At 60.6% G+C, this 25,791-nt stretch carries 25 protein-coding genes; 18 read left to right on the forward strand and 7 right to left on the reverse strand.

All coding sequences use genetic code 11. The features are described 5' to 3' along the window. Positions 1–77: 77 nt before the first annotated feature. Entirely contained in the window at positions 78–1,061 is a 984-nt protein-coding gene (locus J5M66_RS05710) for a TauD/TfdA family dioxygenase (RefSeq protein WP_024012352.1), read from the reverse strand. A gap of 35 nt (positions 1,062–1,096) precedes the next feature. Then, positions 1,097–1,837, reverse strand: a complete 741-nt coding sequence (locus J5M66_RS05715) for an alpha/beta fold hydrolase (protein ID WP_073474043.1) — start codon at positions 1,835–1,837, stop codon at positions 1,097–1,099. Between the two features lie 136 nt (positions 1,838–1,973). Here J5M66_RS05715 and J5M66_RS05720 point away from each other — a divergent pair, with 136 nt between their 5' ends. Continuing rightward, positions 1,974–3,107, forward strand: coding sequence for a cupin-like domain-containing protein (locus J5M66_RS05720; protein WP_207807367.1), 1,134 nt, complete (start codon positions 1,974–1,976; stop codon positions 3,105–3,107). 107 nt (positions 3,108–3,214) lie between these two features. On the opposite strand, the gene J5M66_RS05725 is transcribed toward J5M66_RS05720, so the two are convergent. Continuing rightward, complete coding sequence (locus tag J5M66_RS05725) at positions 3,215–4,387, reverse strand: MFS transporter (protein WP_123443154.1); 1,173 nt, start codon at positions 4,385–4,387, stop codon at positions 3,215–3,217. Positions 4,388–4,631: 244 nt separating this feature from the next. Here J5M66_RS05725 and J5M66_RS05730 point away from each other — a divergent pair, with 244 nt between their 5' ends. The 4 genes from J5M66_RS05730 to J5M66_RS05745 all read left to right on the forward strand — a co-directional run bounded on the left by J5M66_RS05730 (position 4,632) and on the right by J5M66_RS05745 (position 9,043). Beyond that, entirely contained in the window at positions 4,632–5,636 is a 1,005-nt protein-coding gene (locus tag J5M66_RS05730) for a family 2 encapsulin nanocompartment cargo protein terpene cyclase (protein WP_207807368.1), read from the forward strand. 90 nt (positions 5,637–5,726) lie between these two features. Next, complete coding sequence (locus tag J5M66_RS05735; RefSeq protein WP_206420718.1) at positions 5,727–6,527, forward strand: glucose 1-dehydrogenase; 801 nt, start codon at positions 5,727–5,729, stop codon at positions 6,525–6,527. After that, a complete protein-coding gene (locus J5M66_RS05740; RefSeq protein ID WP_024012347.1) occupies positions 6,520–8,346 on the forward strand; it encodes a glycoside hydrolase family 15 protein in 1,827 nt (608 codons plus the stop codon). The genes J5M66_RS05735 and J5M66_RS05740 overlap by 8 nt, the downstream gene beginning before the upstream one ends. Before the next feature lie 307 nt (positions 8,347–8,653). Next, positions 8,654–9,043 carry a hypothetical protein gene (locus J5M66_RS05745; protein ID WP_016773888.1) on the forward strand — a complete coding sequence of 130 codons (390 nt, stop codon included), beginning with the start codon at positions 8,654–8,656 and terminating at the stop codon, positions 9,041–9,043. On the opposite strand, the gene J5M66_RS05750 is transcribed toward J5M66_RS05745, so the two are convergent. Continuing rightward, positions 9,015–9,623: a hypothetical protein gene (locus J5M66_RS05750; RefSeq protein ID WP_243433545.1), complete on the reverse strand. Its 609-nt coding sequence runs from the start codon at positions 9,621–9,623 to the stop codon at positions 9,015–9,017. The two genes, J5M66_RS05745 and J5M66_RS05750, sit on opposite strands and share 29 nt — an antisense overlap. A gap of 114 nt (positions 9,624–9,737) precedes the next feature. Here J5M66_RS05750 and J5M66_RS05755 point away from each other — a divergent pair, with 114 nt between their 5' ends. Next, entirely contained in the window at positions 9,738–10,625 is an 888-nt protein-coding gene (locus J5M66_RS05755; protein WP_206420719.1) for an alpha/beta hydrolase, read from the forward strand. Here J5M66_RS05755 and J5M66_RS05760 read toward each other — a convergent pair. After that, complete coding sequence (locus J5M66_RS05760; RefSeq protein ID WP_110601400.1) at positions 10,594–11,577, reverse strand: GlxA family transcriptional regulator; 984 nt, start codon at positions 11,575–11,577, stop codon at positions 10,594–10,596. The two genes, J5M66_RS05755 and J5M66_RS05760, sit on opposite strands and share 32 nt — an antisense overlap. A gap of 89 nt (positions 11,578–11,666) precedes the next feature. Here J5M66_RS05760 and inhA point away from each other — a divergent pair, with 89 nt between their 5' ends. The 4 genes from inhA to J5M66_RS05780 all read left to right on the forward strand — a co-directional run bounded on the left by inhA (position 11,667) and on the right by J5M66_RS05780 (position 15,791). Beyond that, positions 11,667–12,353 (forward strand): isonitrile hydratase, encoded by a 687-nt coding sequence (gene inhA, locus J5M66_RS05765; RefSeq protein ID WP_207807370.1) that lies wholly within the window; start codon positions 11,667–11,669, stop codon positions 12,351–12,353. A 249-nt stretch (positions 12,354–12,602) separates the two neighbouring features. After that, positions 12,603–13,394: a CPBP family intramembrane glutamic endopeptidase gene (locus J5M66_RS05770; RefSeq protein WP_207807371.1), complete on the forward strand. Its 792-nt coding sequence runs from the start codon at positions 12,603–12,605 to the stop codon at positions 13,392–13,394. A gap of 102 nt (positions 13,395–13,496) precedes the next feature. Next, entirely contained in the window at positions 13,497–15,062 is a 1,566-nt protein-coding gene (locus J5M66_RS05775) for a PAS domain-containing methyl-accepting chemotaxis protein (protein WP_206420721.1), read from the forward strand. Between the two features lie 204 nt (positions 15,063–15,266). Next, positions 15,267–15,791 carry a hypothetical protein gene (locus J5M66_RS05780; RefSeq protein WP_123443146.1) on the forward strand — a complete coding sequence of 175 codons (525 nt, stop codon included), beginning with the start codon at positions 15,267–15,269 and terminating at the stop codon, positions 15,789–15,791. Between the two features lie 247 nt (positions 15,792–16,038). Here the strand turns inward: J5M66_RS05780 and J5M66_RS05785 are convergent, their stop codons facing one another. Both J5M66_RS05785 and J5M66_RS05790 read right to left on the reverse strand, forming a co-directional pair. Next, complete coding sequence (locus J5M66_RS05785) at positions 16,039–16,392, reverse strand: hypothetical protein (protein ID WP_016773880.1); 354 nt, start codon at positions 16,390–16,392, stop codon at positions 16,039–16,041. Between the two features lie 1,257 nt (positions 16,393–17,649). Next, positions 17,650–18,330, reverse strand: coding sequence for an alpha/beta family hydrolase (locus tag J5M66_RS05790; RefSeq protein ID WP_207807372.1), 681 nt, complete (start codon positions 18,328–18,330; stop codon positions 17,650–17,652). Positions 18,331–18,422: 92 nt separating this feature from the next. Between J5M66_RS05790 and ccoN (J5M66_RS05795) the strand changes: the two genes are divergently transcribed. The 8 genes from ccoN (J5M66_RS05795) (at position 18,423) to ccoP (J5M66_RS05830) (ending at position 25,341) form a co-directional block, all read left to right on the forward strand. Then, positions 18,423–19,847: a cytochrome-c oxidase, cbb3-type subunit I gene (ccoN, locus tag J5M66_RS05795; RefSeq protein ID WP_024012337.1), complete on the forward strand. Its 1,425-nt coding sequence runs from the start codon at positions 18,423–18,425 to the stop codon at positions 19,845–19,847. A gap of 10 nt (positions 19,848–19,857) precedes the next feature. Continuing rightward, positions 19,858–20,466 carry a cytochrome-c oxidase, cbb3-type subunit II gene (gene ccoO / locus J5M66_RS05800; protein WP_003223389.1) on the forward strand — a complete coding sequence of 203 codons (609 nt, stop codon included), beginning with the start codon at positions 19,858–19,860 and terminating at the stop codon, positions 20,464–20,466. A gap of 3 nt (positions 20,467–20,469) precedes the next feature. Further along, positions 20,470–20,667, forward strand: coding sequence for a cbb3-type cytochrome c oxidase subunit 3 (locus J5M66_RS05805; protein ID WP_024012336.1), 198 nt, complete (start codon positions 20,470–20,472; stop codon positions 20,665–20,667). Next, positions 20,664–21,620 carry a cytochrome-c oxidase, cbb3-type subunit III gene (gene ccoP, locus J5M66_RS05810; protein WP_016773877.1) on the forward strand — a complete coding sequence of 319 codons (957 nt, stop codon included), beginning with the start codon at positions 20,664–20,666 and terminating at the stop codon, positions 21,618–21,620. Before J5M66_RS05805 ends, ccoP (J5M66_RS05810) begins: the two co-directional genes overlap by 4 nt. A gap of 499 nt (positions 21,621–22,119) precedes the next feature. After that, positions 22,120–23,562: a cytochrome-c oxidase, cbb3-type subunit I gene (gene ccoN / locus J5M66_RS05815; protein WP_024012334.1), complete on the forward strand. Its 1,443-nt coding sequence runs from the start codon at positions 22,120–22,122 to the stop codon at positions 23,560–23,562. Next, positions 23,562–24,170, forward strand: a complete 609-nt coding sequence (gene ccoO, locus J5M66_RS05820; RefSeq protein ID WP_007917161.1) for a cytochrome-c oxidase, cbb3-type subunit II — start codon at positions 23,562–23,564, stop codon at positions 24,168–24,170. The genes ccoN (J5M66_RS05815) and ccoO (J5M66_RS05820) overlap by 1 nt, the downstream gene beginning before the upstream one ends. Before the next feature lie 5 nt (positions 24,171–24,175). After that, positions 24,176–24,361: a CcoQ/FixQ family Cbb3-type cytochrome c oxidase assembly chaperone gene (locus J5M66_RS05825; protein ID WP_016775513.1), complete on the forward strand. Its 186-nt coding sequence runs from the start codon at positions 24,176–24,178 to the stop codon at positions 24,359–24,361. Then, complete coding sequence (gene ccoP / locus J5M66_RS05830) at positions 24,358–25,341, forward strand: cytochrome-c oxidase, cbb3-type subunit III (RefSeq protein WP_024012333.1); 984 nt, start codon at positions 24,358–24,360, stop codon at positions 25,339–25,341. Before J5M66_RS05825 ends, ccoP (J5M66_RS05830) begins: the two co-directional genes overlap by 4 nt. Positions 25,342–25,791 lie beyond the last annotated feature (450 nt).

A 25,791-nucleotide genomic window follows, 5' to 3' on the forward strand; every position in this document is an offset into this window, starting at 1 on the left:
TACAAAGGCCAGACAGACAAATGCCGAAGCCGGTACAGGCCCGGATTCGGCATTTGAGTTGAAGAGTGGCGAAGCGCCTAACGCACGTCCTGCGAATGCCCCTCGGCCATCGCCACGATGACTTTGCGCGGCCCTTCGAACGGTGAGCGCGCGTGAGCCGAGAGCATGTTGTCGAGCATCAGCACATCGCCCTCCTGCCAAGGGAAACTGATCGCACAGTCGTCGAGCACCGCACGAATCTGCGCCAGCACCTCGTCTTCGATCGGCGAGCCGTCGCCGTAATAGACGTTACGCGGCAGGTCCTCTTCGTCAACGATGTCGAGCAGGCTTTCGCGCACGTCCGCTGGCAGGTTGGAGATGTGAAACAGGTGCGCCTGATTGAACCAGACGTGGTCGCCGGTCACCGGGTGCACCGCCACCGCCTGACAGGTCTGCCGCGTGCGCAGCTCACCGTCGTCCTTCCATTCGCAGACAATGCCGTGGGCCTTGCAGTAGGCCTCGACGACTTCGCGGTCTTCGGTGTTGAACACGTCTTCCCAAGCGACATCGAGGCCATTGCCGAAGTTGCGCACGTACATCAGGCCCTTGCTGACGAACCGCTCGCGGATCGCCACGGGGATGCGCCGGTAGACTTCGCGGCTGTCGGCAATCGGCGTCTCGCCTCCGGACCTGGCAGCGATCATGCTGTAGAACCAGATCTTCATCGGCCAGTCGCGGGAATAGGCCTGCTCGTTGTGCAGCGGAATGCTCTGGTGCGCCGGGTATTCGGTGGAGGTGTACACGCCTTGAGTGACGTTGGTGCGCGGCGTCGAGCCGAACTCGTAGTTCAGCAGCGGATGGCCGAAACTCGCGGCGAACTGGCGGAACTGCTCGGCGCCATCGAGGCGAAAACCGCGAAATAGCACACCACCGTCGCGCAGCAAATGCTCGTCGACCAAGGCCTTCAATTCATCGAATACCGCCAACAGATCAGTGTCGGCATCGCCCGCCTCGACCAACAGCGGCAAACGTCCGCGCTGCGGCAGCAACGGCCGCACGGAAAACCCCAGAGCAACAGCCATGACTGGCCTCCTGAAAATGATAGATGAGGCGCGTCTCAGAACGCCGGTTGCGCCGCCTGCGCAAGGCGTCGGTGATGCACTTCCAGATGGGTCTTGATCGTGCGAATGACCCGCGCCTCGTGCTCATGAATGAAGAAATGCCCGCCGGTCATCATGTCCACCGAGAAACTGCCCAGGGTCTCTTTGCTCCAGCCGATCAGTTGTTCGGTGGTGGCGCGGTCTTCCTTGCCACCGAGCACGTGCACCGGGCAATTGAGCAAGGGCCGCTCGGCAGGCGTAAAGCGCCCGCACATCATGAAATCGGCGCGCAGCACCGGCAGGGTCAGGCTCATCAATTCCTCATTGGCGAGGATTTCTTCGCTGGTGCCCTGAAAGGTGCGCAACTGTTCGATGAGCTCTTCATCGCTGCGCGGTTCGGCAAAGCCGCGGTCGTAATCGCTGCGCATGGACGGCGCAGCGGTGCCGGAGGCGAACAGCGCCAGCGGCTCCGGCACACCCGACTCGCGAAAGGCATGGGCCAGTTCGCAGGCGAGCAACGCACCGAGGCTATGCCCGAACAACGCATACGGGCCTTGCAGCCCCGACTTGTGCTCGCGCGCCAGTTGCCGCGCCAGTGCGCGCATGTCGGTTTGCAGCGGTTCATCGAACCGCGTGCCACGCCCCGGCAGTTCCACCGGTTGCAATTGCAGCCACGTCGGCAGTTGACGCCGCCAGCGGCTGTAAACCATGGCGCTGGCGCCCGAGTAGGGCAGGCACAGCAATGTCAGCTTGGTCACCGCGCTTTCCTTGAAAAATGTGTCTGCAAGAAAGACGGATCACTGGCCGGACAAATTAGTCGCCCGGTCGCTAAATTCCCTCGCCAGCCGCTCGTTGCCTGTTCAGGAAAAAAACAACAATCGCGAGGGAATCACCGTGGACCTGCAGAGCATTCTGGGCAAGTTGTTCGCCAACGCCGGCGCGGTCGGCATCGAGGGGGTTTTCCAGTTCATTTTCAGTGGGCAGCAGGCGTACTGGTACGACATCAAGACCAGCCAGCGCACGGCAGTCGGGCGCCACCCGCGTCCGGACGTGACCATCGAAGTCGCGGAAAAGGATTTTCTCGGGATCATGGCCGGCGTGGTCAACGTCGAGGAACTGTTCGCCAGCGGGCGCCTGAAGATCGGCGGCAACATGGGCCTAGCGACGATGTTGCCGCAGATCATCGACCACGCCCGCCAAGGTGGCGGCACGGTGGCAAAGGTCGACATGAACAAGCGCTACCCGACGCCGCCACGCTTCAGCGAAAAGCTCACTGCCGCGCTGCCTCGCCAGACCAGCGTCGAACGCCGGGCGCGCGAAGGGTTGAGCCGGCACGAATTCGAAACCCGTTATCTGCCCAACGGCATTCCGCTGGTGATCAGCAATGCCCTGCACGACTGGCCGTTGTTCAGCCTGAGCCGTGAGGAATCGCTGGTGCATTTCGCCGAACTGCAGGGCATCACCCGCCACGGCGATTACGTGAAGAAGACCTTTTCCACCGAGCGTGATTTCCGCTCGACCTCGATGGCCGAGTTCATCGCCTCGCTGGACAGCCCGGCAGGCAAAGGCGCGGACGGCGAGCCGCCGGCGTACATGGGCAACAACATTCTGCCCGCGCAGTTGTTGCAGCAGATCCAGTACCCGCCCTACTTCGACACGTCGCTGTTCATTCCGCCACGTATCTGGATCGGCCCCAAGGGCACGCTGACGCCGTTGCACCGCGATGACACCGACAACCTCTTCGCCCAAGTCTGGGGGCAGAAAAAATTCACCCTCGCCGCGCCGCATCACCGCGAAGCGCTGGGCACCTGGTCGACCGCGCCCAAGGGAGGCCTGGATGGCTGCGATTTCAACCCGGACGCGCCGGACTATGAACGTTTCCCGGCAGCGCGGGAGGTGACGTTTTTGCGGGTGACGCTGGAGGCTGGGGATCTGCTGTTTTTGCCAGAGGGCTGGTTCCATCAGGTGGAGTCGGTGTCGACGTCGCTATCCGTCAACTTCTGGGTCAACTCAGGACGCGGCTGGTAACACCGCAAAATAACTGTGGGAGCGAGCCTGCTCGCGAAGGCGGTGTGTCAGTAAATATCTTCATACCTGATACAACGCCTTCGCGAGCAGGCTCCCACAGTGGAATTTCATTTCAAGTGACGGAAACTTTGGAACGCTGAAATCAGCACCACCGCCCCCGCCGCAATCGCCAGCCAGAAGCCGCTACGTGCGCCAAACGCATCCACCAGCGCGCCGGAACCGGCGGCGCCTATCGCCACGCCGATGCTCAGCCCGGTCACCAGCCAGGTCAGGCCTTCGGTGAGTTTTGCAGGTGGCACGATGCGTTCGATCAACGCCATCGCGACAATCAGCGTCGGTGAAAAGAACAGCCCGGCGATAAATACCGCGATCGACAAGCCAAGGATGTTGCTCGCCAAAAGCAGCGGCAGCGTGGTCACCGCCGTCGCCACGCCGCCGTAGAGAAACAGGCGCGGCAACGGCAGTTTCGAACGCATCGCACCGAAGGCGATGCCGGCCAGGCATGAGCCGATCGCGTATACCGACAAAACAATACTCGCCGCTGCCGGCTGGCCCTGATGTTGAGCGAAAGCGACGCTGACCACATCGATGACCCCGACGATCACGCCCATCGCCAGCATCAACGCCAGCAGCCATTGCACGTCAGTCGAGCGAATGATCGAACCCTGATGCTGCGACTCCTGCGCGTGCACGGGCGGCTCGGTGCTGCGCTGGGCGACAAACGCCGTCACGCCGATGGCCAGGGCCAACAGCGCCGCCAGCGGCCCGGCCTCGGGAAACACCGCAACGGACAGCCCCACCGACAGCGGCGGCCCGACGATAAAACACACCTCGTCGAGCACCGACTCCAGCGCATACGCCGTCTGCAATTGCGGCTGGCCCCGGTAGATTTCGGTCCAGCGCGCCCGCACCATCGCCGACATGCTCGGCATGCACCCGGCCAGCGCGGCGAAGACGAACAACGTCCAGTCCGGCGCCTGCAAACGCGTGCACAGCAGCAACATCAATAACCCGCCGCCACCGGTCAGCGCTGAGATTGGCAGCACCCGCCCCTGCCCATAACGGTCCACCAGCCGCGATACCTGCGGCGCGCAAAACGCCGTGGCCAAGGCAAACGTCGCCGCCACCGCACCCGCCAGCGCATAACCGCGGTTCAACTGCGCAAGCATGGTGATCAGGCCGATGCCGGTCATCGAAATCGGCATGCGCGCCAGCATCCCGGCCAGTACAAAAGCACGGGCGCCGGGGGCGGTGAACAATTCGCGGTAGGGATTTGCCATCGATTGCAGCCTCATCAGGGGCGGCCAAGTTGCCATAGCCTTGAATGCCGTGGAAGCGCGCAATTGTTAGCGGTCTGTGAAGGCCACTGAGCTTTCCAGCGCTGAACGACGATGACCATTGGTCGAAAACCCACGCTGACCTGTCAGACCTGACAGGTGTGGTCCCTTGCCTTTTGCGCTCTGATGAGGCCGTGGACCTTCATGTGTCACCGTGAACCCTGCAAACGCACTCAGGAGTCTCGCCATGGACGAATCGTCAATGTTCGTCTCACCCGAAGCGGAAAAAGTGCCCTGGGCCGTCCCCGCCCTGTATGGCCTGGCGCCCTTTCGCAACAACGCCGCGCTGGCAGACGAGGTGGATGATCGGCTGATGCCGTGGATCGAGCAGGTGGGGATTTTCCCGGGTCGGCACGACAAGGTCCGCGCCATGGGTTTCGGGCGCTTCGCCATGCTGTGTCATACCGACACCGATGAGCCCGATCGGCTGTTGCTCGCGGCGCAATGTTTCGCCGCATTGTTCGCCGTGGACGACTACTACTGCGACGATGAGCGAACCGGGTCCGAACCCAGAATGGTCGGGCCGCGCCTTTCCCTGGCGCTGGCGGCGCTGGAACCGGTTTACCTGAGCGCACGGTTCCGCCCTGAGCTCGAGCAGGCCTTGAGCGGCGATCCGGTGCTGGTCGCGCTGCGTGCCTATCTGAGGCGGGTCGAGACTTTCGCGACCGCGGCGCAGGTTGCCCGCGTACGCCATGAAATCATTGCCATGTTCGTCACCATGACCGCCGAAGCGGCCTGGCGTATCGAAGGGCTCACGCCCGCGCTCTGGGAATATCTGGCTCAGCGTCAGGTCAACAGTTTCCTGCCGTGCCTGTCGCTGATCGACATCATCGGCGGGTATGAATTGCCCGCCAACGAATACAGCGCACCTGAGGTGCGGCGCGTCACGGCGCTGGCCGCCAGCGCCACGATCATTGCCAATGATCTGTTTTCCGCGCTGAAGGAACAGCAGGCCGGTATCGGCGATTTCAACCTGCCTTTGTTGCTGATCCAAGAACAGGGCTGCTCCCCCGCGCAGGCCATGGCGCAAAGTGCTGCCGTTCACGATGACATCATGCATCTGTATGAGGCGGCAGAACGGGCGGTATTGCCGCACGCCTCGCAGCTACTCCAACGCTACCTGCGCGGACTCAAGAGCTGGCTGGCCGGCAACGTCGAATGGCACCGCAGCAGTGGCCGCTATCAGGTCTGAAGCTGGCGAACTTTTCATGGTTGCAGATGAACTCTCGCCACGGGCCATCAGTCAGCTACTTAAGTCTCTGGAACCAAGGCGCGAATCGTCATGCAGATTTCCCTCGCTCATCAGGTGGCGCTGGTCACGGGTGCCAGCTCCGGCATCGGCCATGCCGCCGCTAAAGCACTGGCCGCCGCCGGCGCTGCGGTCGTGATCAACTACAACAGCAGCGCCAAACCCGCCGAAGAACTGGCTGCACAGATCAACGCCGAAGGCGGCAAGGCCCTCGCCATCGGCGCCGATGTCTCGAAGGAAGAAGAGGTCGAAAGGCTGTTCGCCAAGACCGTCGAAGCCTTCGGCTCGCTGGACATTCTCGTCGCCAATTCCGGCCTGCAAAAAGACGCTGCCGCCGTGGACATGACCCTCGACGACTGGAACACGGTAATCGGCGTCAACCTCACCGGGCAGTTCCTCTGCGCGCGGGCGGCGTTGCGGATTTTCCAGCGTCAGGGCGTGCGCGAAGGCGTGTCGCGCGCGGCGGGCAAGATCATTCACATGAGTTCGGTGCATCAGCGCATTCCATGGGCCGGGCATGTCAATTACGCGGCATCGAAGGGCGGCGTCGATCAGTTGATGCAGAGCCTCGCCCAGGAAGTCAGCCACCAGCGCATCCGTATCAACAGCATTGCGCCCGGTGCGATCAGCACGGCCATCAACACAGAAGCCACTGAAGGCGCGGCCGGCGAAAAACTTCTTGAGCTGATTCCCTATGGACGCATTGGCGATGTCGAGGATGTTGCCAACGCAGTGGTTTTCCTCGCTTCCGACCTGTCCGATTACATCGTCGGCACCACCCTGTTCATCGATGGCGGGATGAGCCTCTATCCGGAGTTTCGCGGCAATGGCTGAGCCTGAAATGGAACAACAAAGTCCCATCGGTGCCCACGGCATCATCGGCGACATGCGCAGCGCCGCACTGGTCAACGACAAGGGGAGCGTGGATTTTTTCTGCTGGCCGGAGTTCGACAGCCCGACGATCTTCTGCTCGCTGCTCGACACCCCTGAAGCAGGGATTTTCCAGCTCGCGCCGGACTTGCCGGATGCACGCCGGGAACAGATTTATCTGCCCGACACCAACGTCTTGCAGACCCGTTGGCTGAGCGAACACGCGGTGGTGGAAATCACCGATCTGCTGCCCATCGGTGACGATGTCGACGCCCTGCCCCTGCTGATGCGCCGGGTGCGCGTGGTCAGCGGCTCGGCGACGTTCAACCTGCGTTGCGCGGTGCGCCACGACTATGGTCGCGCCGACACCCGGGCAGAGATGGACGCACAGGACGTGACGTTCCACGCCGCTGGCCAGCCGTCGATACGCCTGGCTTCAGATCAGGCACTGCAGATCGACGCGCAAGCGGCCGTCGCGCAATTCACCCTCGAGCACAATGAAACCGCCGCATTCATGCTCGGTGGCAGCGACGACCCACGCTTTGCCGAAGGCGCCGCCGAATTGTGCATGGAGCGCACCCTCAAATACTGGCGTGGCTGGATCGGCCAATCCAACTATCGCGGGCGCTGGCGGGAAATCGTCAATCGCTCCGCCCTCGCCCTGAAACTGCTGACCTCACGCCGCCACGGTGCAATCCTCGCCGCTGCCACTTTCGGCCTGCCGGAAACTCCCGGCGGCGAGCGCAATTGGGATTACCGCTACACGTGGATCCGCGATGCTTCGTTCACCGTTTACGCGTTCATGCGCCTGGGCTTCGTCGATGAGGCCAACCACTACATGCAATGGCTGCGCGGACGGGTCAGCGATTGCTGTGGCAAACCGATGAAACTCAACATCCTCTATGCCATCGACGGCCAGCAGGAATTGCCGGAAACCGAACTCGCGCACCTGTCCGGCCACGGCGGCGCGCAACCGGTGCGCATTGGCAACGGCGCTTATGATCAGATCCAGCTGGATATCTTCGGCGAGCTGATGGATGCGGTGTATCTGGTCAACAAATACGGTGACGCCATTTCCCACGAAGGCTGGCGGCACGTTGGCGAGGTGGTCGATCAGGTCTGCGAGACGTGGCAGAGCGAAGATGTCGGCATCTGGGAAATGCGCGGCGAGACTCATCACTTCCTGCACTCGCGGCTGATGTGCTGGGTGGCGCTGGACCGGGCGATCCGCCTGGCTTCCAAGCGTTCGCTGCCGGCACCGTTCGCCCGTTGGGACCAGACCCGACAAGCGATCTACACCGACATCTGGGACAACTTCTGGGATGAAGAACGCGGGCACTTCGTCCAGTACAAGGGCGGCACCGCGCTGGACGGCTCGATGCTGCTGATGCCGCTGGTGCGCTTCGTCAGCGCCAAGGATCCGCGCTGGCTGTCGACTCTGGAAGCGATCGAAAAAACCCTGGTGCGCGACGGCATGGTCTATCGCTATCGCAACGAAGACGCCAACATCGATGGCCTCAGCGGCACCGAAGGCGCGTTCGCCGCGTGCTCGTTCTGGTATGTCGAATGCCTGGCCCGCGCCGGGCAGGTGGAAAAAGCCCACTTGGAGTTCGAGCAATTGCTGCGATATGCCAATCCGCTTGGGCTGTACGCCGAAGAGTTCGACAGCCATGGCCGGCATCTGGGCAACACGCCGCAAGCGCTGACGCATCTGGCGTTGATCAGTGCGGCGAGTTTTCTTGACCGCAAGCTGAGTGGCGAGAAGAGTTCCTGGCAGCCGTAGCGATGTTTTTTCGTCAGCGCATGTCAGACCGATCCCTGACTGGACGGGATTTTTCCACAACGGGCCTGCCCGCCAGCCAACGGCAACAGGCCCATACCCAACGTGAAACCTGCACGGCGGTTATGTCTGGCGACAGTCTGTGTAAAAACTGCTCCTACAAACGCCACACACGTTATGTTGAAACGCTTCCCGCAACGTACGCTTACACGCCGAAATACCTTGTTGCCAGCCGTTACATCCACACCTACCATCCAACGCAACGGGCACAGCGGAGCTGTCCAACCACCCCCGAATTCAAGGAACCGGAATGCCTCACCACATCCAGCGCAGCATCGACTCCCCCCTTCGCACCGGGCTGAGCCGCACCCAGCTCTGGGAAGCCGCCGACCAAGGCCTGATCAAATGCTGGGAAATCGGCCGCCAGCGCGCCGAACGCTTTCCCGAACTGGCCCAGCGCTGCCTGGCCGGTGAATTGCCGGTGCTTGGCTGGAAGGGTGGCGTGAGTCGCAGCCTGAAGAAAAACGAGAAGTACGGCTCACTGAAATATCTGGCGCAGTGGCAGGGTCTGCGCGGTGAGGATCTGGATATTGATCTGGCGCAGGAGCGTTCGCTGATGTGTTCGCGGACGAAGATGAAGGTGACGTTTACGCCGGATCGGACGAAGTATTTCAATCAGATCGCGGAGCTTGAGGCTTAGCCGTGCGGAAGTCCGGGCGGTAGCAATCCGGGTACAGGGCACAGACGCCGTACTGGGCGTCCAGATCGGCCATGTGCTGGTAGAACTGCTCGATTTCCCAAAACGTTTCATCCGCAACGGTCATCAGGTAGAAGTAACTGAGCTGATGGTCATTGGGCAGCACCAATGCAAACTCTGCCAGCGCGTCCATCCTCGGGGCATTGGCCAGCGCCGCGAGCATTGGCGTCGGTGCCAGGGATAATTGCTCGAAGTACTTCTGCTTGTATGCCGCCAGACCGATGGCTTCACCTTTTGCTCTGGCATCGATAAGTTGCGCAAGGTTTGCACGGCGCTGCTCCCAGTACGCCGCCGGCAGGTCTACATTCATTTGTTGCTTATGGCTGGCCAATGCCTCATCGGCGCTGAGCTGGCGTTGCGGTTCGCCCGGCACGGTGGCGGATCGTGCGTCCAACTCCTTGAAGGACAGCATGATCGTCGACTTGGCAAACATGCGCTCCATCAGTTCACGGCGCTGCGGGGTGTCCGGCAATGCCGGTGGCGGCGATGCGCAACCGGTCAGCATCACGACAAGTGCCAACATAACAAGCAGCGTTTTGAGTGACATGTATCGTCCTTGAAGCCAGTCGACAGAATGAGCTGCGCAGTCTATCCGATGGTCTAGGGTTTGGAAGACGTTTGCACGGAGTTGACAGTCATGATTCAGTCAGTCCTTACGCCTTTTCTGACCATTGCCTACGAACAGCATGGCCCGAACAACGGCGCCCCGGTGATTCTGCTCCACGGCTTCCCCTATTCCCCGCGCACCTTCGACGAAGTCGCCCCGGCGCTGGCCGCGCGAGGCTACCGCGTCATCGTGCCGTACTTGCGCGGTTACGGGCCGACCCGGTTCAACAGTGCGCAAACCCTGCGCTCCGGCCAGCAAGCTGCGATGGCGCAGGACTTGCTCGATCTGATGGATGCGCTGGGTATCGAACAGGCCATGCTTTGCGGGTATGACTGGGGCGGTCGGGCGGCGTGTATTGTCGCGGCGTTGTTTCCGGCGCGAGTGCGCGGGCTGGTCAGCGGCGACGGCTACCTCGTGCAGGACATCGCCCATGCGAAACAGCCGTTGGACCCCGAAGACGAGCATCGGCTCTGGTATCAGTACTACTTCCACACGCCCCGTGGCATCGAGGGCCTTAAGCAGAATCGCCGGGAGTTGTGTCAGTTGCTTTGGCGGCTGTGGTCACCGACATGGGCGCGAAAGGATGAACGCTACCCGCTGACCGCTGGCGCTTTTGATAATCCTGATTTTGTCGACGTGGTGATTCATTCCTATCGGCATCGCTTCGGCTACGCCCCGGGCGATCCAGCCCTGGAGTGGATGGAAGAAGCGCTGGCCACACAGCCGGTGATCAGCGTGCCGAGCATTTCGCTGTGCGGTGGCGATGATGGCGTCGGCCCGCCTTCGCTGATTGATGAAGATGCCGAGCATTTCAGCGGCTTTTATGAGCGGCGCGTGCTGGCGGGTGTCGGCCACAACATTCCCGAAGAAGCGCCGCAGGAAACCCTCAAGGCGATACTGGATCTGCTGCAACGCTGACCGAAAACCGCTCGCGATAAGCCTGCGGTGTCACGCCAATGGCACGGAGAAAACTGCGCCGCAACGTCTCTTCGCTGCCAAAGCCGCAATTGGCGGCGATGCGTTTCACCGGCAGGCCGGTATCGCTGAGCAGTCGTCGAGCGGTTTCCACGCGGATCAATTCGATCGCCCGCGCCGGGGTCTGGCCGGTGTCGGCGCGGTAGTGGCGGATGAAGCTGCGTTCGCTCATACCGGCCTGTTCGGCGAGGGTCGGGATGCCGAGGTCGCAGGTCAGGTTTTCGGCGATCCAGGCGTGCAGTTCATCGAAGCGGTTGCCCTGTTGTTGCAGCGCCAGCGTCACGCTGAATTGCGACTGCCCGCCCGGGCGTTTCAGGAAGACGACCAGGTGCCGGGCGACGTCGAGGGCGATGTCGCGGCCGAGGTCTTCTTCGACCATGGCCAACGCCAGATCGATACCGGCCGTGACCCCGGCGGAAGTCCACACCGGGCCGTCGTTGATGAAAATCGGATTGGCTTCCACGTGCAGATTCGGATGCTGCGCGGCCAGTTGCTCGCAGCGCGTCCAGTGGGTGACCACGCGGCGGCCATCGAGCCAGCCGCTGGCGGCGAGCAGAAAGGCCCCGGTGCACACCGAAGCCACACGCCGGCAATGAGTGCCGTGCTCGCGCACCCAGTCGACCAGTTGCGAGTCTTCGGCGGCGGGATAAATGCCCCAGCCGCCGGCGATGATCAAGGTGTCGCTGGGCGTTTGTGGCAACGGTTCGGCGAGCACCGCCAACCCCGCCGATGACATCACCGCCCCGCCGCCGCTGGCGATCACGCTCGGCGCATAGGGCGTCGGCAAACCACGCTGGCGGGCCAGATCGTTGGCCGAGGCGAACACCTGCAACGGCCCGGTGACATCAAGAATCTGCATATTGGCAAACGCGAGGACGTGAATGGCTTTAGGCATTTGGCGTAATTCGTGGGGTGATTGGCGTATGCGCCAGAACCTACGCGCCTACAGTGCAGTCGTCCACTTCTTTCAACGGAGCAAGAACGATGACGCTGCAGATCGGTTTTCTGTTATTCCCGCAGGTTCAGCAACTCGACCTGACCGGCCCTTACGACGTACTCGCCTCGTTGCCCGGCGTGCAGGTGCACCTGATCTGGAAGGACCTGATGCCGGTGACGGCCAGCACCGGCCTGCTGCTGAAACCGACTACGACCTTTGAGGATTGCCCGGATCTGGACGTAATCTGCGTGCCCGGCGGCAGTGGCGTCGGACCGCTGATGGAAGATCAGCAGACGCTGGATTTCATCAAACGCCAGGCCGCGCAGGCACGTTACGTGACCTCGGTGTGCACCGGCTCGCTGGTGCTCGGCGCGGCGGGTCTGTTGCAGGGCAAGCGCGCGACCACGCATTGGGCGTATCACCAGTTGCTGCCGACCCTGGGCGCGGTTGCGGTGAAGGATCGGGTGGTACGCGACGGCAATCTGTTTACCGGTGGCGGAATCACCGCTGGCATCGATTTCGCCTTGGTGCTGGCAGCGGAACTGGTCGATGCCGATACGGCGCAACTGGTGCAGTTGCAACTGGAATATGCCCCGGCACCGCCGTTCAACGCCGGCAGTCCGGAGGTGGCGCCAAGTGCGGTGGTCGAAGAGGCGCGGTTGCGCGCGGCGCCTTCGTTGAAATTGCGTACGGAGATTACCGAGCGCGCGGCGGCCAAACTGGGCCTGCGCTGATCTCCCAGCCAATCACAACCCTTGTAGGAGCTGCCGCAGGCTGCGATCTTTTGATCTGATCGTTCCCATGCTCTGCGTGGGAATGCAGCCGGGGACGCTCCGCGTCCCACAGCCTCAAGATCGCAGCCTTCGGCAGCTCCTACACGTCGATCCCAAGTTATTCGCCGCGCTTCTCACTCTCCTTCACTTGTCCCACCTCCCTCGCCCGTGTAGAAAGCCCCTTCCAGAAATCTCGCACAAGGACTTTCGATGAAGGCGCTGCCCTGGCTCTATCTCGCGCTGCTCGGCCTCGGCTACGGACTGGCCCTGAGCTACGGCCAGCTCGGTTGGCTGGCATTGATCTCCGTGGGGCTTTTGCTGTTCGCCGCGTTCGCCGTGCGTCAGCAAGAGGTGCCGTTCGCGCGTTGGCTCGGCCATGGCCTGTTCATCGTTCTGGCCGTGGCACTGGCGCTGCACTGGCTGCCGGGCTTCGCCAACGGCCGGGTGATCAATTCGCAACGTTTCACTGACAACGCCGTGCCGTTCGCGATGTACCTCAATCTCGACAAACCGCTGGTGGGCTTCTGGCTGCTGCTGGTCTGTCCATGGATTGTCGCGCGGCGTTCGTTGCGCCTGACGGTCTATGCCACTGCCCTCGCCCTGACGCTGTGCGCGATTCTCGCCCTTGGCGGCGCATTGTTGCTCGGCGTAATCGCCTGGGCGCCGAAGTGGCCGGATCAGGCTTGGCTGTGGGTACTGAACAACCTGCTGCTGGTGACGCTGGTCGAAGAAGCGCTGTTTCGCGGCTATATACAGGGCGGGCTGAGCCGTCGCTTCAAGCACCTGCCCTATGGCGACAACCTCGCGCTGCTGTTGGCCTCGCTGTTGTTTGGTCTGGTGCATGCCGGTGCTGGCTGGACCTGGGTGTTGCTGGCGGGACTGGCCGGGGTCGGCTATGGTCTGGCCTACCGTTTCGGCGGACTGGGCGCGGCGATCGCCACCCATTTCGGCCTGAATCTGTTGCACTTCGGCCTGTTCACCTATCCGATGCTGGCCAGTTGACGCAAGCGCGGTTTTGCGACGCCATACTTAAATCTGAAAAAAAACTTCAATAAAAACCTGTCGGCGCCGACAACCATTCAAAGCCTTGCGGATTGAAAAACCATGCGTAACAACCAGCCCATTACACAACGCGAGCGGACCTTTCCAGCTCAGCAACGGTTGATTTCCACCACCGATGCCAAGGGCGTGATCACCTATTGCAACGACGACTTTGTCGAGATCAGCGGGTTTTCGCGGGAGGAACTGATCCGGGCGCCGCACAATCTGGTCCGTCACCCTGACGTGCCGTCGGCGGTGTTCTCGCACATGTGGGGCACACTGAAACAAGGCTTGCCATGGATGGGCATCGTCAAGAATCGCTGCAAATCCGGTGACCACTATTGGGTTAACGCCTATGTAACACCGGTGTTCGAAGGCAATCAGGTGATCGGTTACGAGTCGGTGCGCGTCAAGCCCACCGCCGAACAGGTCCGCCGCGCCGAAGCGCTCTATCAACGCATCAACCAGGGCAAGTCGGCGATTCCTTCGACGGACAAATGGCTGCCGCTACTGCAGGACTGGCTGCCGTTCATTCTGGTCAGCCAGCTGAGCTTCATGATCGGCGCGACGCTGAACTCGCATTGGGGCTTCGCCCTCGCCGCCGGTCTCTCGGTGCCGCTGGGCCTGATGGGCCTGCAATGGCAGCAACGCGGGCTCAAGCGCCTGCTGCGCCTGGCCGAACAGACCACCTCCGACCCGCTGATCGCGCAGATGTACACCGACAGCCGTGGCGCGCAGGCGCGTCTGGAAATGTCGATCCTCAGCCAGGAAGCACGCCTGAAAACCTGCCTGACCCGCTTGCAGGACACCGCCGAGCACCTGACCGATCAGGCCAAGCAGTCCGACGCCCTGGCGCACAACAGCTCGACCGGCCTGGAACGCCAGCGCGTGGAAACCGAACAGGTCGCCACCGCCGTCAACCAGATGGCCGCCACCACCCAGGAAGTCGCCAGCCACGTACAGCGCACCGCTGACGCCACCCAGGAAGCCAACCGCCTGACCGGCCGCGGCCGCGACATCGCCGGCGAAACCCGCGAAGCGATCCAGCGCCTGTCGGTGGTCGTCGGCGAAACCGGCCTGACCGTGACGCAACTGGCCAAGGACAGCGACGAAATCGGCGGCGTGGTCGACGTGATCAAAGGCATCGCCGACCAGACCAACCTGCTCGCCCTCAACGCTGCGATTGAAGCGGCGCGTGCCGGCGAAATGGGCCGTGGTTTTGCGGTCGTGGCTGACGAAGTCCGCCAACTGGCGCAACGCACCAGCGAATCCACCGGGCAGATTCACGCCCTGATCGCCAAGTTGCAACAGACCGCCTCCAGCGCCGTGCAAACCATGGAAGCCGGGCATCGCCAGGCCGAAGAAGGCGTTGCACGGGTCTTGGAAGCGGATCAGGCACTGGTCGGCATCAGCGAAGCAGTGGCCAACATCACCGACATGACCACCCAGATCGCCGCCGCGACCGAAGAGCAAAGTGCCGTGGCTGAAGAGATCAGCCGTAACATCAGCAATATTTCGGAGTTGGCGGATCAGACGTCCGAGCAAGCGCATAACTCGGCGTTGTTGAGTGAAGAGCTGACGAAGACGGCAAACACCCAGTATTCGTTGGTGGCGCGGTTTAACCGCTGATTGCTCTAGCAGGATAAAAAAACCGGACAGCTAAAGCTTCCGGTTTTTTTATTACCTGAAACAAAGAAATAAGCGAAAAGCACATTCTGCGAACTATGTCTAGCTGACAACTCTGACAGTAGACAACATTTTAGAAACTGAATATCTATGAATTACCGTCCGATCAATCGACGGGATCCCCCTACGAGACAGAAGGATTTCATCGTGAACTTCAGAGATTTTTATAACAAAAATAACGTCCTGCAGATAAATAACTTCGAAACAGAGGACAACGAATTTCAGTGGCAGATCGATTCTTTATCAACCGAAGCTCAAAGAACATTATTCTTTAAATCAAGCACGACAACTGATAACTCATGGATATTTTACGGCTCCGTAGGCACCGTTGATTCAGAGGATCTTTTTGGTTTTATGCTCGCAGTGCCGTATATCAACGAGGACATCCTGGAAGGCACTTATACGCTTGCAGCGGGCTTGTACTGTGACCACAGACATTCAATAAAGAAGGGCGAACTTAAAGGCTGGCGAGTTATCGCGGCGGGTGATGCGACACTGAACATTAAGCTGGATCCTGTAAAAGGGACTATTGAAGGCGAATTCGAAGCGACATTTGCAAAAACAAAACCCGACGAAACCCCCGAACAAATAAGACCCAAAGGTACTTTCAATTTAAAAAGAGATGATCTGAAAGCCAAACAATATTTTGAGGCATTGCCGGATATTGTTTGATATACCGCAAAGAAATAGCGGGAAGTTGGCCTGTGATTTTGGTGTCGTCTGGGATGCCGCTTTCGCGAGCAAGCTCGCCCCCCCCCATTTGGACCGGGTGCATCAGTAAGAGGCCGGTTGATCGTCAGGCCAACATCGCGAGCAGGCTCACCCTACATCCGATATGCGGTGACCACAGATATGTGCCAGACGACGATCCCCTGTGGGAGCGAGCCTGCTCGCGAAGAGGCCATAAAAGCCAGCGAACTTATTGAGGCAGCTTCAGTTTGTCCAGTAACCGATTGACCAACAGTTCGTTCAGCATGATCACCTGTTGCAGCGCCAGCAGCGGTTTGCGCTCCGGGCCGCCTATCGAGTTGGCGATGTTACCGGCCATGGCATGGGCGTATGAAAGCGACTCGCAGGCCTCGACCAACAGGGTTTCGTCATCCAGCGTGGGGTCGACAACGTAGATCGGGCGATATTTCGGTGAACTTGGCGGGGCTGCCAGATCTTCGGGTTTGAGGTAGTAATCGAGGGCGCGGTCGGTGGCTTCCTGGATTTTTTGCGGGTCGAGTGCGCGGTCGTGGGAGGGTGGCGGGTTGGGGGTGACTTTGAACATGATGAAACTCCTATTGCAGATTCAAGGAGCCATCACCTTCGCTACCAAACGAGGGTGGCGGCCATACGCGGGTTGGTAGACCGGCTGCAATAGGAACCCGGCGCCCGCGAACGAGCCCCACGCATGACCACCATATAAACCGAGCCCCCAAAAAAAGGACGGTCTGAAGGCGTAGACATACGGCCATTACAGACGGGCTACCAAACCCGATCACTGCTTTTTGTCAGTGACCGAGAAACGATATAGCCAACCTCATGGCGCGTAAGCCGGCGGATTCTGGCGTAGGCGTAGGCAATGGCGCAAGGAGTTGTAGCCGGGATGGCGTAACGGATCGTGTAGTTTAAACGTGGCTATTTGATGATGTTTAAGTGCAGGGATTGCCTCTGACAGGCAGGTGGCTTGATGTCGTCTGGAAGGGAGCTTTCGCGAGCAGGCTCGCTCCCACATTTGGATCGGGTACATCAGTGGGGGATTGGTCGACTTGGAGGCTGCCATCGCTGGCAAGCCAGCTCCCACAGGGATTGAGTCCGGCCGGTAGATAGTGGTCGGCTGTCAGGCCGCCTTCGCGAGCAAGCTCGCTCCCACAGAAAAGCAAAACAGCGCAGCTGCCCCCGGCAAAGCCGCACCACTCAACAATGAGCGTTAGCTCGCGTGCTCTCCCACAGGGATTGAGTCCGGCCGGTGGATAATGGCCGGTTGTCAGGGCGTCATCGCGAGCAGGCTCACTCCTACAGTTGGACTGGGTACAACCACAAGAATCAGGTCGGCTGTCAGGCCGCCTTCGCGAGCAAGCTCTCTCCCACAGAAAAGCAAAGCAGCGCAGCTGCCCGCGGCGAAGCCGCCCCACTCAACAATGAGCGCAAGCTCGAGTACCGCTTTTGATCTTGATCCACCGGCGACGTCGGAAGGCTGAGCGGAGGGATTGATCCGGGCGTGGGAGCGTAGCGACCGTCTGGCGCAGCCAGACACAGCGGAAGGAGGTGCAGCGAAGCAAACCGGAGCCGCTGCGCCCGGATCGGTCCCGGAGCGAAGGGACCCGAGCCTGCGAGGGCCGAACGTAGGAGCTAGCGTTTTTTGCTTACTTTTTTAGGCGCTTGTAAAAAAGTAAGTCGCCATCAGGCGAAACCGCCAGCCGCAGCTCCCGAAGCAACGGATATGCCCCCAAGAGCAAGATCAAAAGCTACCCCCCCCCCAGCCCTCTCCCCCAAGGGGTCGAGGGGGAAAGGGAGCCGATCTCCATGGAAAACAGAATCTCGGTTAACCCTTGAGAAACTCGGATACTTTCTGCGCGGCGCTGGCCAAATGCTGTTCATGCGTAAACCCAGAAACCTTCAACGGCTTCAAATCATGATCCCCCGCCACCAACCAAAACACCTCAATTCCCGGCGCTAACGAATACCCCTCAACCGCCTCGCGATTCCCCAGAGCATCCCGCTCCCCCTGCACAATCAACGTCCGAGTCTTCAAACCAGCCAAATGCTCAACCCGAGGCTTCTCCGGCTTCCCCACCGCATAAAACGGATACCCCAGACATACCAACGCATCCACCCCCAACTCATCCGCCACCAGACTCGCCATCCGCCCGCCCATCGACTTGCCGCCAACAGCCAAAACCCCAGCGACATGACGCCGCACAAGCGCAAACACCTCCCGCCAACATTCCTTCAACTTGCCAGCAGGATTCGGCGGCCGCTTCACCCCATCCACCCGCCGCTGCGCCATATACGGAAACTCAAAGCGCAACACGTTGACCCCAAGCCCGGCAAGGCGCCCAGCCATGTCGTTCATCCACTCGCTATCCATCGGCGCACCCGCACCGTGGGCCAGAATAAGCGTTGCCGAAGCCTCACCAACAGCGGCATCCCAAAGCCACCCATGATCGAGCACACACTGCGCCCATTGATCCCCGTCAATACTGGCCTTGTGCTGTTTGTCCATGCTTGCCTCGCTTTTAGTCTGCCTATAACTCCAGGCGAAGGATTCGCGTCGTTTGCGCGCGCTCACTTCGGCTGAACCGTGGATGGGGAACCATGAACACTTCTATCAGTACCGCCTACAACTACAAGGTGGTCCGCCAATTCGCCATTATGACGGTGGTGTGGGGCATCGTCGGCATGGGCCTCGGGGTTTTTCTCGCGGCGCAATTGGTCTGGCCGGAACTCAACTTCAATTTGCCCTGGACCAGTTTCGGCCGTCTGCGCCCGCTGCACACCAACGCGGTGATCTTCGCCTTCGGTGGCTGCGCGCTGTTCGCCAGCTCTTTTTATTCGGTGCAACGCACCTGCCAGACGCAATTGTTCGCGCCGCAAATCGCCGCGTTCTGCTTCTGGGGCTGGCAGCTGGTGATCCTGTTGGCGGCGATCAGCCTGCCGCTGGGTTACACCAGTTCCAAGGAATACGCCGAACTGGAATGGCCGATCGACATCCTGATCACCATCGTCTGGGTCGCCTACGCGATCGTGTTCTTCGGCACGATCATGCAGCGCAAGACCAAGCACATCTACGTGGGCAACTGGTTCTTCGGCGCGTTCATCATCACCGTGGCGATTCTGCACATCGTCAACAACCTCGAGTTGCCGGTGAGTTTCACCAAGTCCTACTCGGTGTACGCCGGTGCAACCGACGCCATGGTGCAATGGTGGTATGGCCACAACGCCGTGGGCTTTTTCCTCACCGCCGGCTTCCTCGGCATGATGTATTACTTCGTGCCGAAACAGGCCGAGCGTCCGGTGTATTCGTATCGCCTGTCGATCGTGCACTTCTGGGCCTTGATCACCCTGTACATCTGGGCCGGCCCGCACCACTTGCACTACACCGCGCTGCCGGACTGGGCGCAATCGCTGGGCATGGTGATGTCGCTGATCCTGCTGGCACCGAGCTGGGGCGGCATGATCAACGGCATGATGACCCTCTCGGGCGCCTGGCATAAGTTGCGCAGCGACCCGATCCTGCGCTTCCTCGTGGTGTCGCTGGCGTTCTACGGCATGTCGACCTTCGAAGGTCCGATGATGGCCATCAAGACGGTAAACGCCCTCTCCCACTACACCGACTGGACCATCGGCCACGTACACGCCGGCGCCCTCGGCTGGGTGGCGATGATCTCGATCGGCGCGCTGTACCACATGATCCCGAAAATCTTCGGCAAGGCGCAGATGCACAGCGTTGGCCTGATCAACGCGCATTTCTGGCTGGCGACCATCGGCACCGTGCTCTACATCGCCTCGATGTGGGTCAACGGCATCGCCCAGGGCCTGATGTGGCGCGCAGTCAACGAGGACGGCACGCTGACCTATTCCTTCGTCGAAACCCTGGTGGCCAGCCATCCGGGCTTTGTCGTGCGGCTGATCGGCGGGGCGATTTTCTTAAGCGGCATGTTGCTGATGGCTTACAACACCTGGCGCACCGTGCGGGCCTCGCAGCCTGCCGACGTCGTCGCTGCCGCGCAGATGGCCTGAGGAGTCCGCCATGAAACACGAAACGATTGAAAAGAACGTCGGCCTGCTGATGCTGCTGATGGTGTTCGCCGTGAGCATCGGCGGCCTGACCCAGATCGTCCCGCTGTTCTTCCAGGACGTCACCAACAAACCGGTGGAAGGCATGAAGCCCTACACCGCGCTGCAACTGGAAGGCCGCGACATCTACATCCGCGAAGGCTGCGTCGGTTGCCACTCGCAGATGATCCGCCCGTTCCGCGCCGAAACCGAACGCTACGGGCACTACTCGGTTGCGGGCGAAAGCGTTTGGGATCACCCGTTCCTGTGGGGCTCGAAACGTACCGGTCCGGACCTCGCCCGGGTCGGCGCGCGTTACTCGGATGACTGGCACCGCGCGCACTTGTACAACCCGCGCAACGTTGTGCCGGAATCAAAGATGCCGGCCTATCCGTGGCTGGTCACCCAAGCGGTCGACAGCAGCCACACCGAAACCAAGCTGAAAACCATGCGCACCCTCGGCGTGCCGTACACCGACGACGACATCAGCGGCGCGGTCGCCAGCCTCAAGGGCAAGACCGAAATGGACGCCCTCGTTTCCTATCTGCAAGTGCTCGGCACTGCGATCAAGAGCAAGAGGTGAGCCATGGTCATTGAAATGAGTGCAGGCCTGATCCGCGGCCTCGGCACGGTCGTGGTGTTCGTCGCCTTCATCGGTTTGACCTTGTGGGTGTTCAACCGCAAGCGCACCCCGGAATTTGCCGAAGCGCGCCTGCTGCCATTCGCCGACGAACCTTTACCCGAAACAATTTCAGCCCCTGAAACAAGGAGTACCCGGCCATGACCACCTTCTGGAGTACGTGGATCTGCGTACTGACCATTGGCAGCCTGATCGGCCTGACCTGGCTGCTGATCGGCACCCGTCGGGGCGAGACCAAGGGCAGCGTCGACCAGACCATGGGCCACAGCTTCGACGGCATCGAGGAATACGACAATCCGCTGCCGCAGTGGTGGTTCATGCTGTTCGCCGGCACGCTGGTGTTCTCGGTGGGCTATCTGGTTCTGTATCCAGGCCTGGGCAACTGGAAAGGCATCCTGCCCGGTTACGAGGATGGCTGGACCGGCGTGCACGAATGGGAAAAGGAAATGAACAAGGCCGACGCCCGGTTCGGGCCGATCTTCGCCAAATTCGCAGCGATGCCCCTGGAAGAAGTGGCCAAGGATCCGCAGGCGCTGAAAATGGGTGGTCGTCTGTTCGCCTCCAATTGCTCGGTGTGCCACGGCTCGGATGCCAAGGGCGCGTTCGGCTTCCCTAACCTTGCTGACAGCGACTGGCGCTGGGGCGGCGGTGCCGAGACGATCAAGACCACCATCATGGGTGGCCGCATGGCGGCGATGCCGGCCTGGGGCGAAGTGCTCGGTGAGGCTGGGGTGAAAAACGTTGCCGCTTATGTGCGCCACGAACTGGCCGGCCTGCCGCTACCTGCCGACAGCAAGGCGGATCTGCAAGCCGGGCAGCAAGCGTTCAGCACCACTTGCGTTGCCTGTCATGGCGCCACCGGCCAGGGCACTGCGGCGATGGGCGCGCCAAACCTGACCCATCCGGCCGGCTTCATTTATGGCACCAGCCTGACCCAACTGGAACAGACCATTCGCCATGGTCGTCAGGGGCATATGCCAGCGCAGAACGAATTGCTGGGCAACGATAAAGTGCAACTGCTTGCCGCTTATGTGTACAGCCTTTCGAAAAATGATGAGCAATTGAGCGGCAAGCTTCAAGCTGAAAGCTCCAAGTAAAAGCAACATCTATGTATACAAATCTGTAAGCGACTTGTACCCACTTGTCGCTTGCAGCTTGCAGCTCGTAGCTGCTTCTTTTTGTCGCACCCCTCACGCCCTCTCCTTTCGGAACCCCGGATTCGGGTCTACGCTTCATCGAAGCGGACCGGCTGAAGTCGGTTTCCAGTTCAATCCCGAACAATGCGCACCATGAACCGGCTGATGGATTCGCCGCAAACGCAGGTAGATAACGGCTGTTGCGCCGATTGCCCTCAATCCCCCGATCACGACCTGTGAACGGGCACCGTTGACGGCGATCCGGATTGCGAGCTTTTTACGCGCACTGCGACATTTTGTCAGAGGCCATTTTTGACCCTACGCGGCGCATGGAAAGGCCGCAGAATCAGCGTTGGAAAGCATTGACCCAGGTCATGGCGCGTTGCAATGACCCCCTGCTTTATACATACTTGCGGCCGATTTTATCCCTATAAAAATACCCAAACCGTGGAACCTTAGAATGAGCACAGCAATCAGTCCGACTGCTTATAACTATAAGGTAGTCCGCCAGTTCGCCATCATGACGGTGGTCTGGGGGATCCTTGGCATGGGGCTCGGTGTCTTCATCGCCTCGCAACTGGTCTGGCCGGAACTGAACTTCGGTCTGCCGTGGACGAGCTTTGGACGCTTGCGCCCGTTGCACACAAACCTGGTGATTTTCGCCTTCGGCGGTTGTGCACTGTTTGCCACTTCCTACTATGTCGTGCAGCGAACCTGCCAGACGCGACTGATTTCCGACAGCCTCGCTGCCTTCACCTTCTGGGGCTGGCAAGCGGTCATCGTCGGCGCAATCATTACCTTGCCGCTGGGTTACACCACTACCAAGGAATACGCCGAACTGGAATGGCCGATCGCGATTCTGCTGGCGATTGTCTGGGTCACTTACGGTCTGGTGTTCTTCGGCACCATCACCAAGCGCAAAACCAAGCACATCTATGTCGGCAACTGGTTCTACGGCGCGTTCATCGTCGTCACCGCGATGCTGCACATCGTCAACCACATGTCGCTGCCGGTCAGCCTGTTCAAGTCGTATTCGGCTTACTCCGGTGCCACTGACGCGATGATCCAGTGGTGGTACGGCCACAACGCGGTGGGTTTCTTCCTGACCACCGGTTTCCTCGGGATGATGTACTACTTCGTGCCGAAACAGGCCGAACGTCCGATCTACTCCTATCGTCTGTCGATCGTTCACTTCTGGGCGCTGATCACCCTGTACATCTGGGCCGGCCCGCACCACCTGCACTACACCGCCCTGCCGGACTGGGCACAATCGCTGGGCATGGCGATGTCGATCATCCTCCTGGCGCCAAGCTGGGGCGGCATGATCAACGGCATGATGACCTTGTCGGGCGCCTGGCATAAGTTGCGCACCGACCCGATCCTGCGCTTCCTCGTGGTATCGCTGGCGTTCTACGGCATGTCGACCTTCGAAGGGCCGATGATGGCGATCAAGACCGTCAACTCGCTCTCGCATTACACCGACTGGACCATCGGCCACGTACACGCCGGCGCCCTCGGTTGGGTAGCGATGATCTCGATCGGCGCGATCTACCACATGATCCCGAAACTGTTCGGCCGGGCGCAGATGCACAGCACTGGGCTGATCAATGCGCACTTCTGGCTTGCGACCATCGGTACCGTGCTCTACATCGCGTCGATGTGGGTCAACGGCATCACCCAGGGCCTGATGTGGCGTGCAATCAACGATGACGGCACCCTCACCTACTCGTTCGTCGAAGCGCTGCAGGCCAGCCACCCGGGCTTCATCGTCCGTGCGCTGGGCGGTGCTTTCTTTGCCAGCGGCATGCTGCTGATGGCTTACAACGTGTACCGCACCGTTCGTGCGTCGGATCCGGTTGAAGCCGAAGCCGCCGCCAAGATTGCCGTCGTTGGAGCTCACTGATGAAGCATGAAGCTGTCGAGAAGAATATTGGCCTGCTGGCCTTCTTCATGGTCATCGCCGTCAGCGTCGGTGGCCTGACCCAAATCGTTCCGCTGTTCTTCCAGGACGTCACCAACAAGCCGGTCGAGGGCATGAAGCCGCGCTCGGCGCTGGAACTGGAAGGCCGCGACGTGTACATCGCCAACGGTTGTGTCGGCTGCCACTCGCAGATGATCCGCCCGTTCCGCGCTGAAACCGAACGCTATGGCCACTATTCGGTTGCCGGTGAAAGCGTCTGGGATCACCCGTTCCTGTGGGGTTCCAAACGTACCGGTCCGGACCTGGCCCGTGTGGGCGGTCGTTACTCCGATGACTGGCAACGTGCGCACTTGTACAACCCGCGCAACGTGGTCCCCGAGTCGAAAATGCCGGCTTACCCGTTCCTCGTGGAAAACAAGCTCGACGGCAAGGAAACCGCGAAAAAAATGGAAGTCTTGCGCACCCTCGGCGTGCCTTACACCGACGAAGACATCGCCGGTGCACAGGATGCCGTGAAGGGCAAAACCGAAATGGACGCGCTGGTGGCCTATCTGCAAGGCCTGGGCACCATCATCAAAAGCAAACGGTGAATCTGATGGATATCGGGATGATTCGAGGCCTGGGCACCGTGGTAGTGATGGTGGCCTTCATCGGTCTGGCCTTGTGGGTGTTCAGCCCCAAGCGCAAGTCGGAATTCGACGACGCGACCATGCTGCCTTTTGCCGATGATCCCGAAGCCATCAAGCACGTCGAGCAAGCTTCTAGGAGTAACAAAGAATGACTACATTCTGGAGTCTGTACGTCACAGTCCTCAGTCTCGGTACGATCTTCGCCCTGACCTGGCTGTTGCTGTCGACCCGCAAGGGCCAGCGCAGCGAACAGACGGACGAGACGGTCGGCCACTCCTTCGACGGGATCGAGGAGTACGACAACCCGCTGCCGAAATGGTGGTTCATGCTGTTCGTCGGCACCATCATTTTTGCCCTGGGTTATCTGGTGCTGTACCCGGGCCTGGGCAACTGGAAAGGTCTGCTGCCGGGCTACAACTATCTGGATACCGAGAAGCAGACCGCGTTCGCCAACGGCCAGACCGGCTGGACCGGCGTCCACGAGTGGGAAAAGGAAATGGCCCGTTCGGACGCTCGCTTCGGTCCGATTTTCGCCAAGTTCGCGGCGATGCCGATCGAAGAAGTCGCCAAGGATCCGCAAGCACTGAAGATGGGCGGCCGTCTGTTCGCCTCCAACTGCTCGGTGTGCCACGGATCCGACGCCAAGGGCGCCTACGGCTTTCCCAACCTGACCGACGCCGACTGGCGCTGGGGCGGTGAGCCGGAAACCATCAAGACCACCATCATGGGCGGCCGCCACGCGGTGATGCCGGCATGGGCGGAAGTGATCGGCGAGCAAGGCGTGGCTGACGTAGCGGCCTTCGTGGTGACCAACCTCGACGGGCGCAAACTGCCGGAAGGCACCAAGGCCGACCCGGCCAACGGCCAGAAACTCTTCGCCGCCAACTGCGTGGCTTGCCACGGCCCTGCCGGTAAAGGCACCCCGGCCATGGGCGCGCCTGACCTGACACATCCGGGCGCATTCATCTACGGCTCGAGCTTCGCGCAACTGCAGCAGACCATCCGCTACGGCCGTCAGGGCCAGATGCCGGCGCAGGAACAACTGCAGGGCAATGACAAGGTGCACCTGCTGGCGGCGTATGTTTACAGCCTGTCTCACGGTGAAAAAGCACCGGAGGCAAAGGCTGAGTAAAGCCAACGCTTGAAGCAAAAAAGGCCCCGCCAATGGGAATTGGCGGGGCCTTTTTTCATGCTGGCATTCACGATTCGAAACGGTTGCTCGATGGACCTGAGCTGAGATGCACGGTAGTTTTTTTTTCGCCCCGATAGCCATATCGGCTCCACTTCAAGGATGAAGCCCCAATGTCGAAAGATCACCAAAGCACACTGCAAAATCAGCCTCAACCCGGCTCTACCCATAGGGTAGGGTTCGAACGAACATCTGTGAAACCGTTACTTGAGGTATCGCAGCAAACCATGAACAGCCCCGGTAACGGTGGCGGACTCGACGGCCTCGGCGGCGGTAGATTGCTCTGACAAGGGCAGCTAAAACACCGAATTTACCCCCTATATCCAGCGCCTCGCGTCTTGGCGGGAGGCATTTTCGCCGGTGCCCTTATGAAAGTGACAAACCGATCGTCCT

This window comes from Pseudomonas sp. 67(2021), assembly GCF_017491835.1.
Lineage (GTDB): Bacteria > Pseudomonadota > Gammaproteobacteria > Pseudomonadales > Pseudomonadaceae > Aquipseudomonas > Aquipseudomonas atacamensis.

Excerpts from the sequence above, each read along its gene's own strand:
- ccoP (WP_016773877.1), top strand. The coding sequence starts at position 20,664 with ATGACCACCTTCTGGAGTACGTGGATCTGCGTACTGACCATTGGCAGC.
- J5M66_RS05790 (WP_207807372.1), bottom strand. The coding sequence starts at position 18,330 with ATGGACAAACAGCACAAGGCCAGTATTGACGGGGATCAATGGGCGCAG.
- ccoN (WP_024012334.1), top strand. The coding sequence starts at position 22,120 with ATGAGCACAGCAATCAGTCCGACTGCTTATAACTATAAGGTAGTCCGC.
- J5M66_RS05760 (WP_110601400.1), bottom strand. The coding sequence starts at position 11,577 with ATGCCTAAAGCCATTCACGTCCTCGCGTTTGCCAATATGCAGATTCTT.
- J5M66_RS05755 (WP_206420719.1), top strand. The coding sequence starts at position 9,738 with ATGATTCAGTCAGTCCTTACGCCTTTTCTGACCATTGCCTACGAACAG.
- ccoO (WP_007917161.1), top strand. The coding sequence starts at position 23,562 with ATGAAGCATGAAGCTGTCGAGAAGAATATTGGCCTGCTGGCCTTCTTC.
- J5M66_RS05710 (WP_024012352.1), bottom strand. The coding sequence starts at position 1,061 with ATGGCTGTTGCTCTGGGGTTTTCCGTGCGGCCGTTGCTGCCGCAGCGC.
- J5M66_RS05735 (WP_206420718.1), top strand. The coding sequence starts at position 5,727 with ATGCAGATTTCCCTCGCTCATCAGGTGGCGCTGGTCACGGGTGCCAGC.
- J5M66_RS05740 (WP_024012347.1), top strand. The coding sequence starts at position 6,520 with ATGGCTGAGCCTGAAATGGAACAACAAAGTCCCATCGGTGCCCACGGC.
- J5M66_RS05750 (WP_243433545.1), bottom strand. The coding sequence starts at position 9,623 with ATGTTGGCACTTGTCGTGATGCTGACCGGTTGCGCATCGCCGCCACCG.
- J5M66_RS05775 (WP_206420721.1), top strand. The coding sequence starts at position 13,497 with ATGCGTAACAACCAGCCCATTACACAACGCGAGCGGACCTTTCCAGCT.
- inhA (WP_207807370.1), top strand. The coding sequence starts at position 11,667 with ATGACGCTGCAGATCGGTTTTCTGTTATTCCCGCAGGTTCAGCAACTC.
- J5M66_RS05730 (WP_207807368.1), top strand. The coding sequence starts at position 4,632 with ATGGACGAATCGTCAATGTTCGTCTCACCCGAAGCGGAAAAAGTGCCC.
- J5M66_RS05745 (WP_016773888.1), top strand. The coding sequence starts at position 8,654 with ATGCCTCACCACATCCAGCGCAGCATCGACTCCCCCCTTCGCACCGGG.
- J5M66_RS05725 (WP_123443154.1), bottom strand. The coding sequence starts at position 4,387 with ATGGCAAATCCCTACCGCGAATTGTTCACCGCCCCCGGCGCCCGTGCT.
- ccoN (WP_024012337.1), top strand. The coding sequence starts at position 18,423 with ATGAACACTTCTATCAGTACCGCCTACAACTACAAGGTGGTCCGCCAA.
- J5M66_RS05805 (WP_024012336.1), top strand. The coding sequence starts at position 20,470 with ATGGTCATTGAAATGAGTGCAGGCCTGATCCGCGGCCTCGGCACGGTC.
- J5M66_RS05785 (WP_016773880.1), bottom strand. The coding sequence starts at position 16,392 with ATGTTCAAAGTCACCCCCAACCCGCCACCCTCCCACGACCGCGCACTC.
- ccoO (WP_003223389.1), top strand. The coding sequence starts at position 19,858 with ATGAAACACGAAACGATTGAAAAGAACGTCGGCCTGCTGATGCTGCTG.
- J5M66_RS05825 (WP_016775513.1), top strand. The coding sequence starts at position 24,176 with ATGGATATCGGGATGATTCGAGGCCTGGGCACCGTGGTAGTGATGGTG.
- ccoP (WP_024012333.1), top strand. The coding sequence starts at position 24,358 with ATGACTACATTCTGGAGTCTGTACGTCACAGTCCTCAGTCTCGGTACG.
- J5M66_RS05770 (WP_207807371.1), top strand. The coding sequence starts at position 12,603 with ATGAAGGCGCTGCCCTGGCTCTATCTCGCGCTGCTCGGCCTCGGCTAC.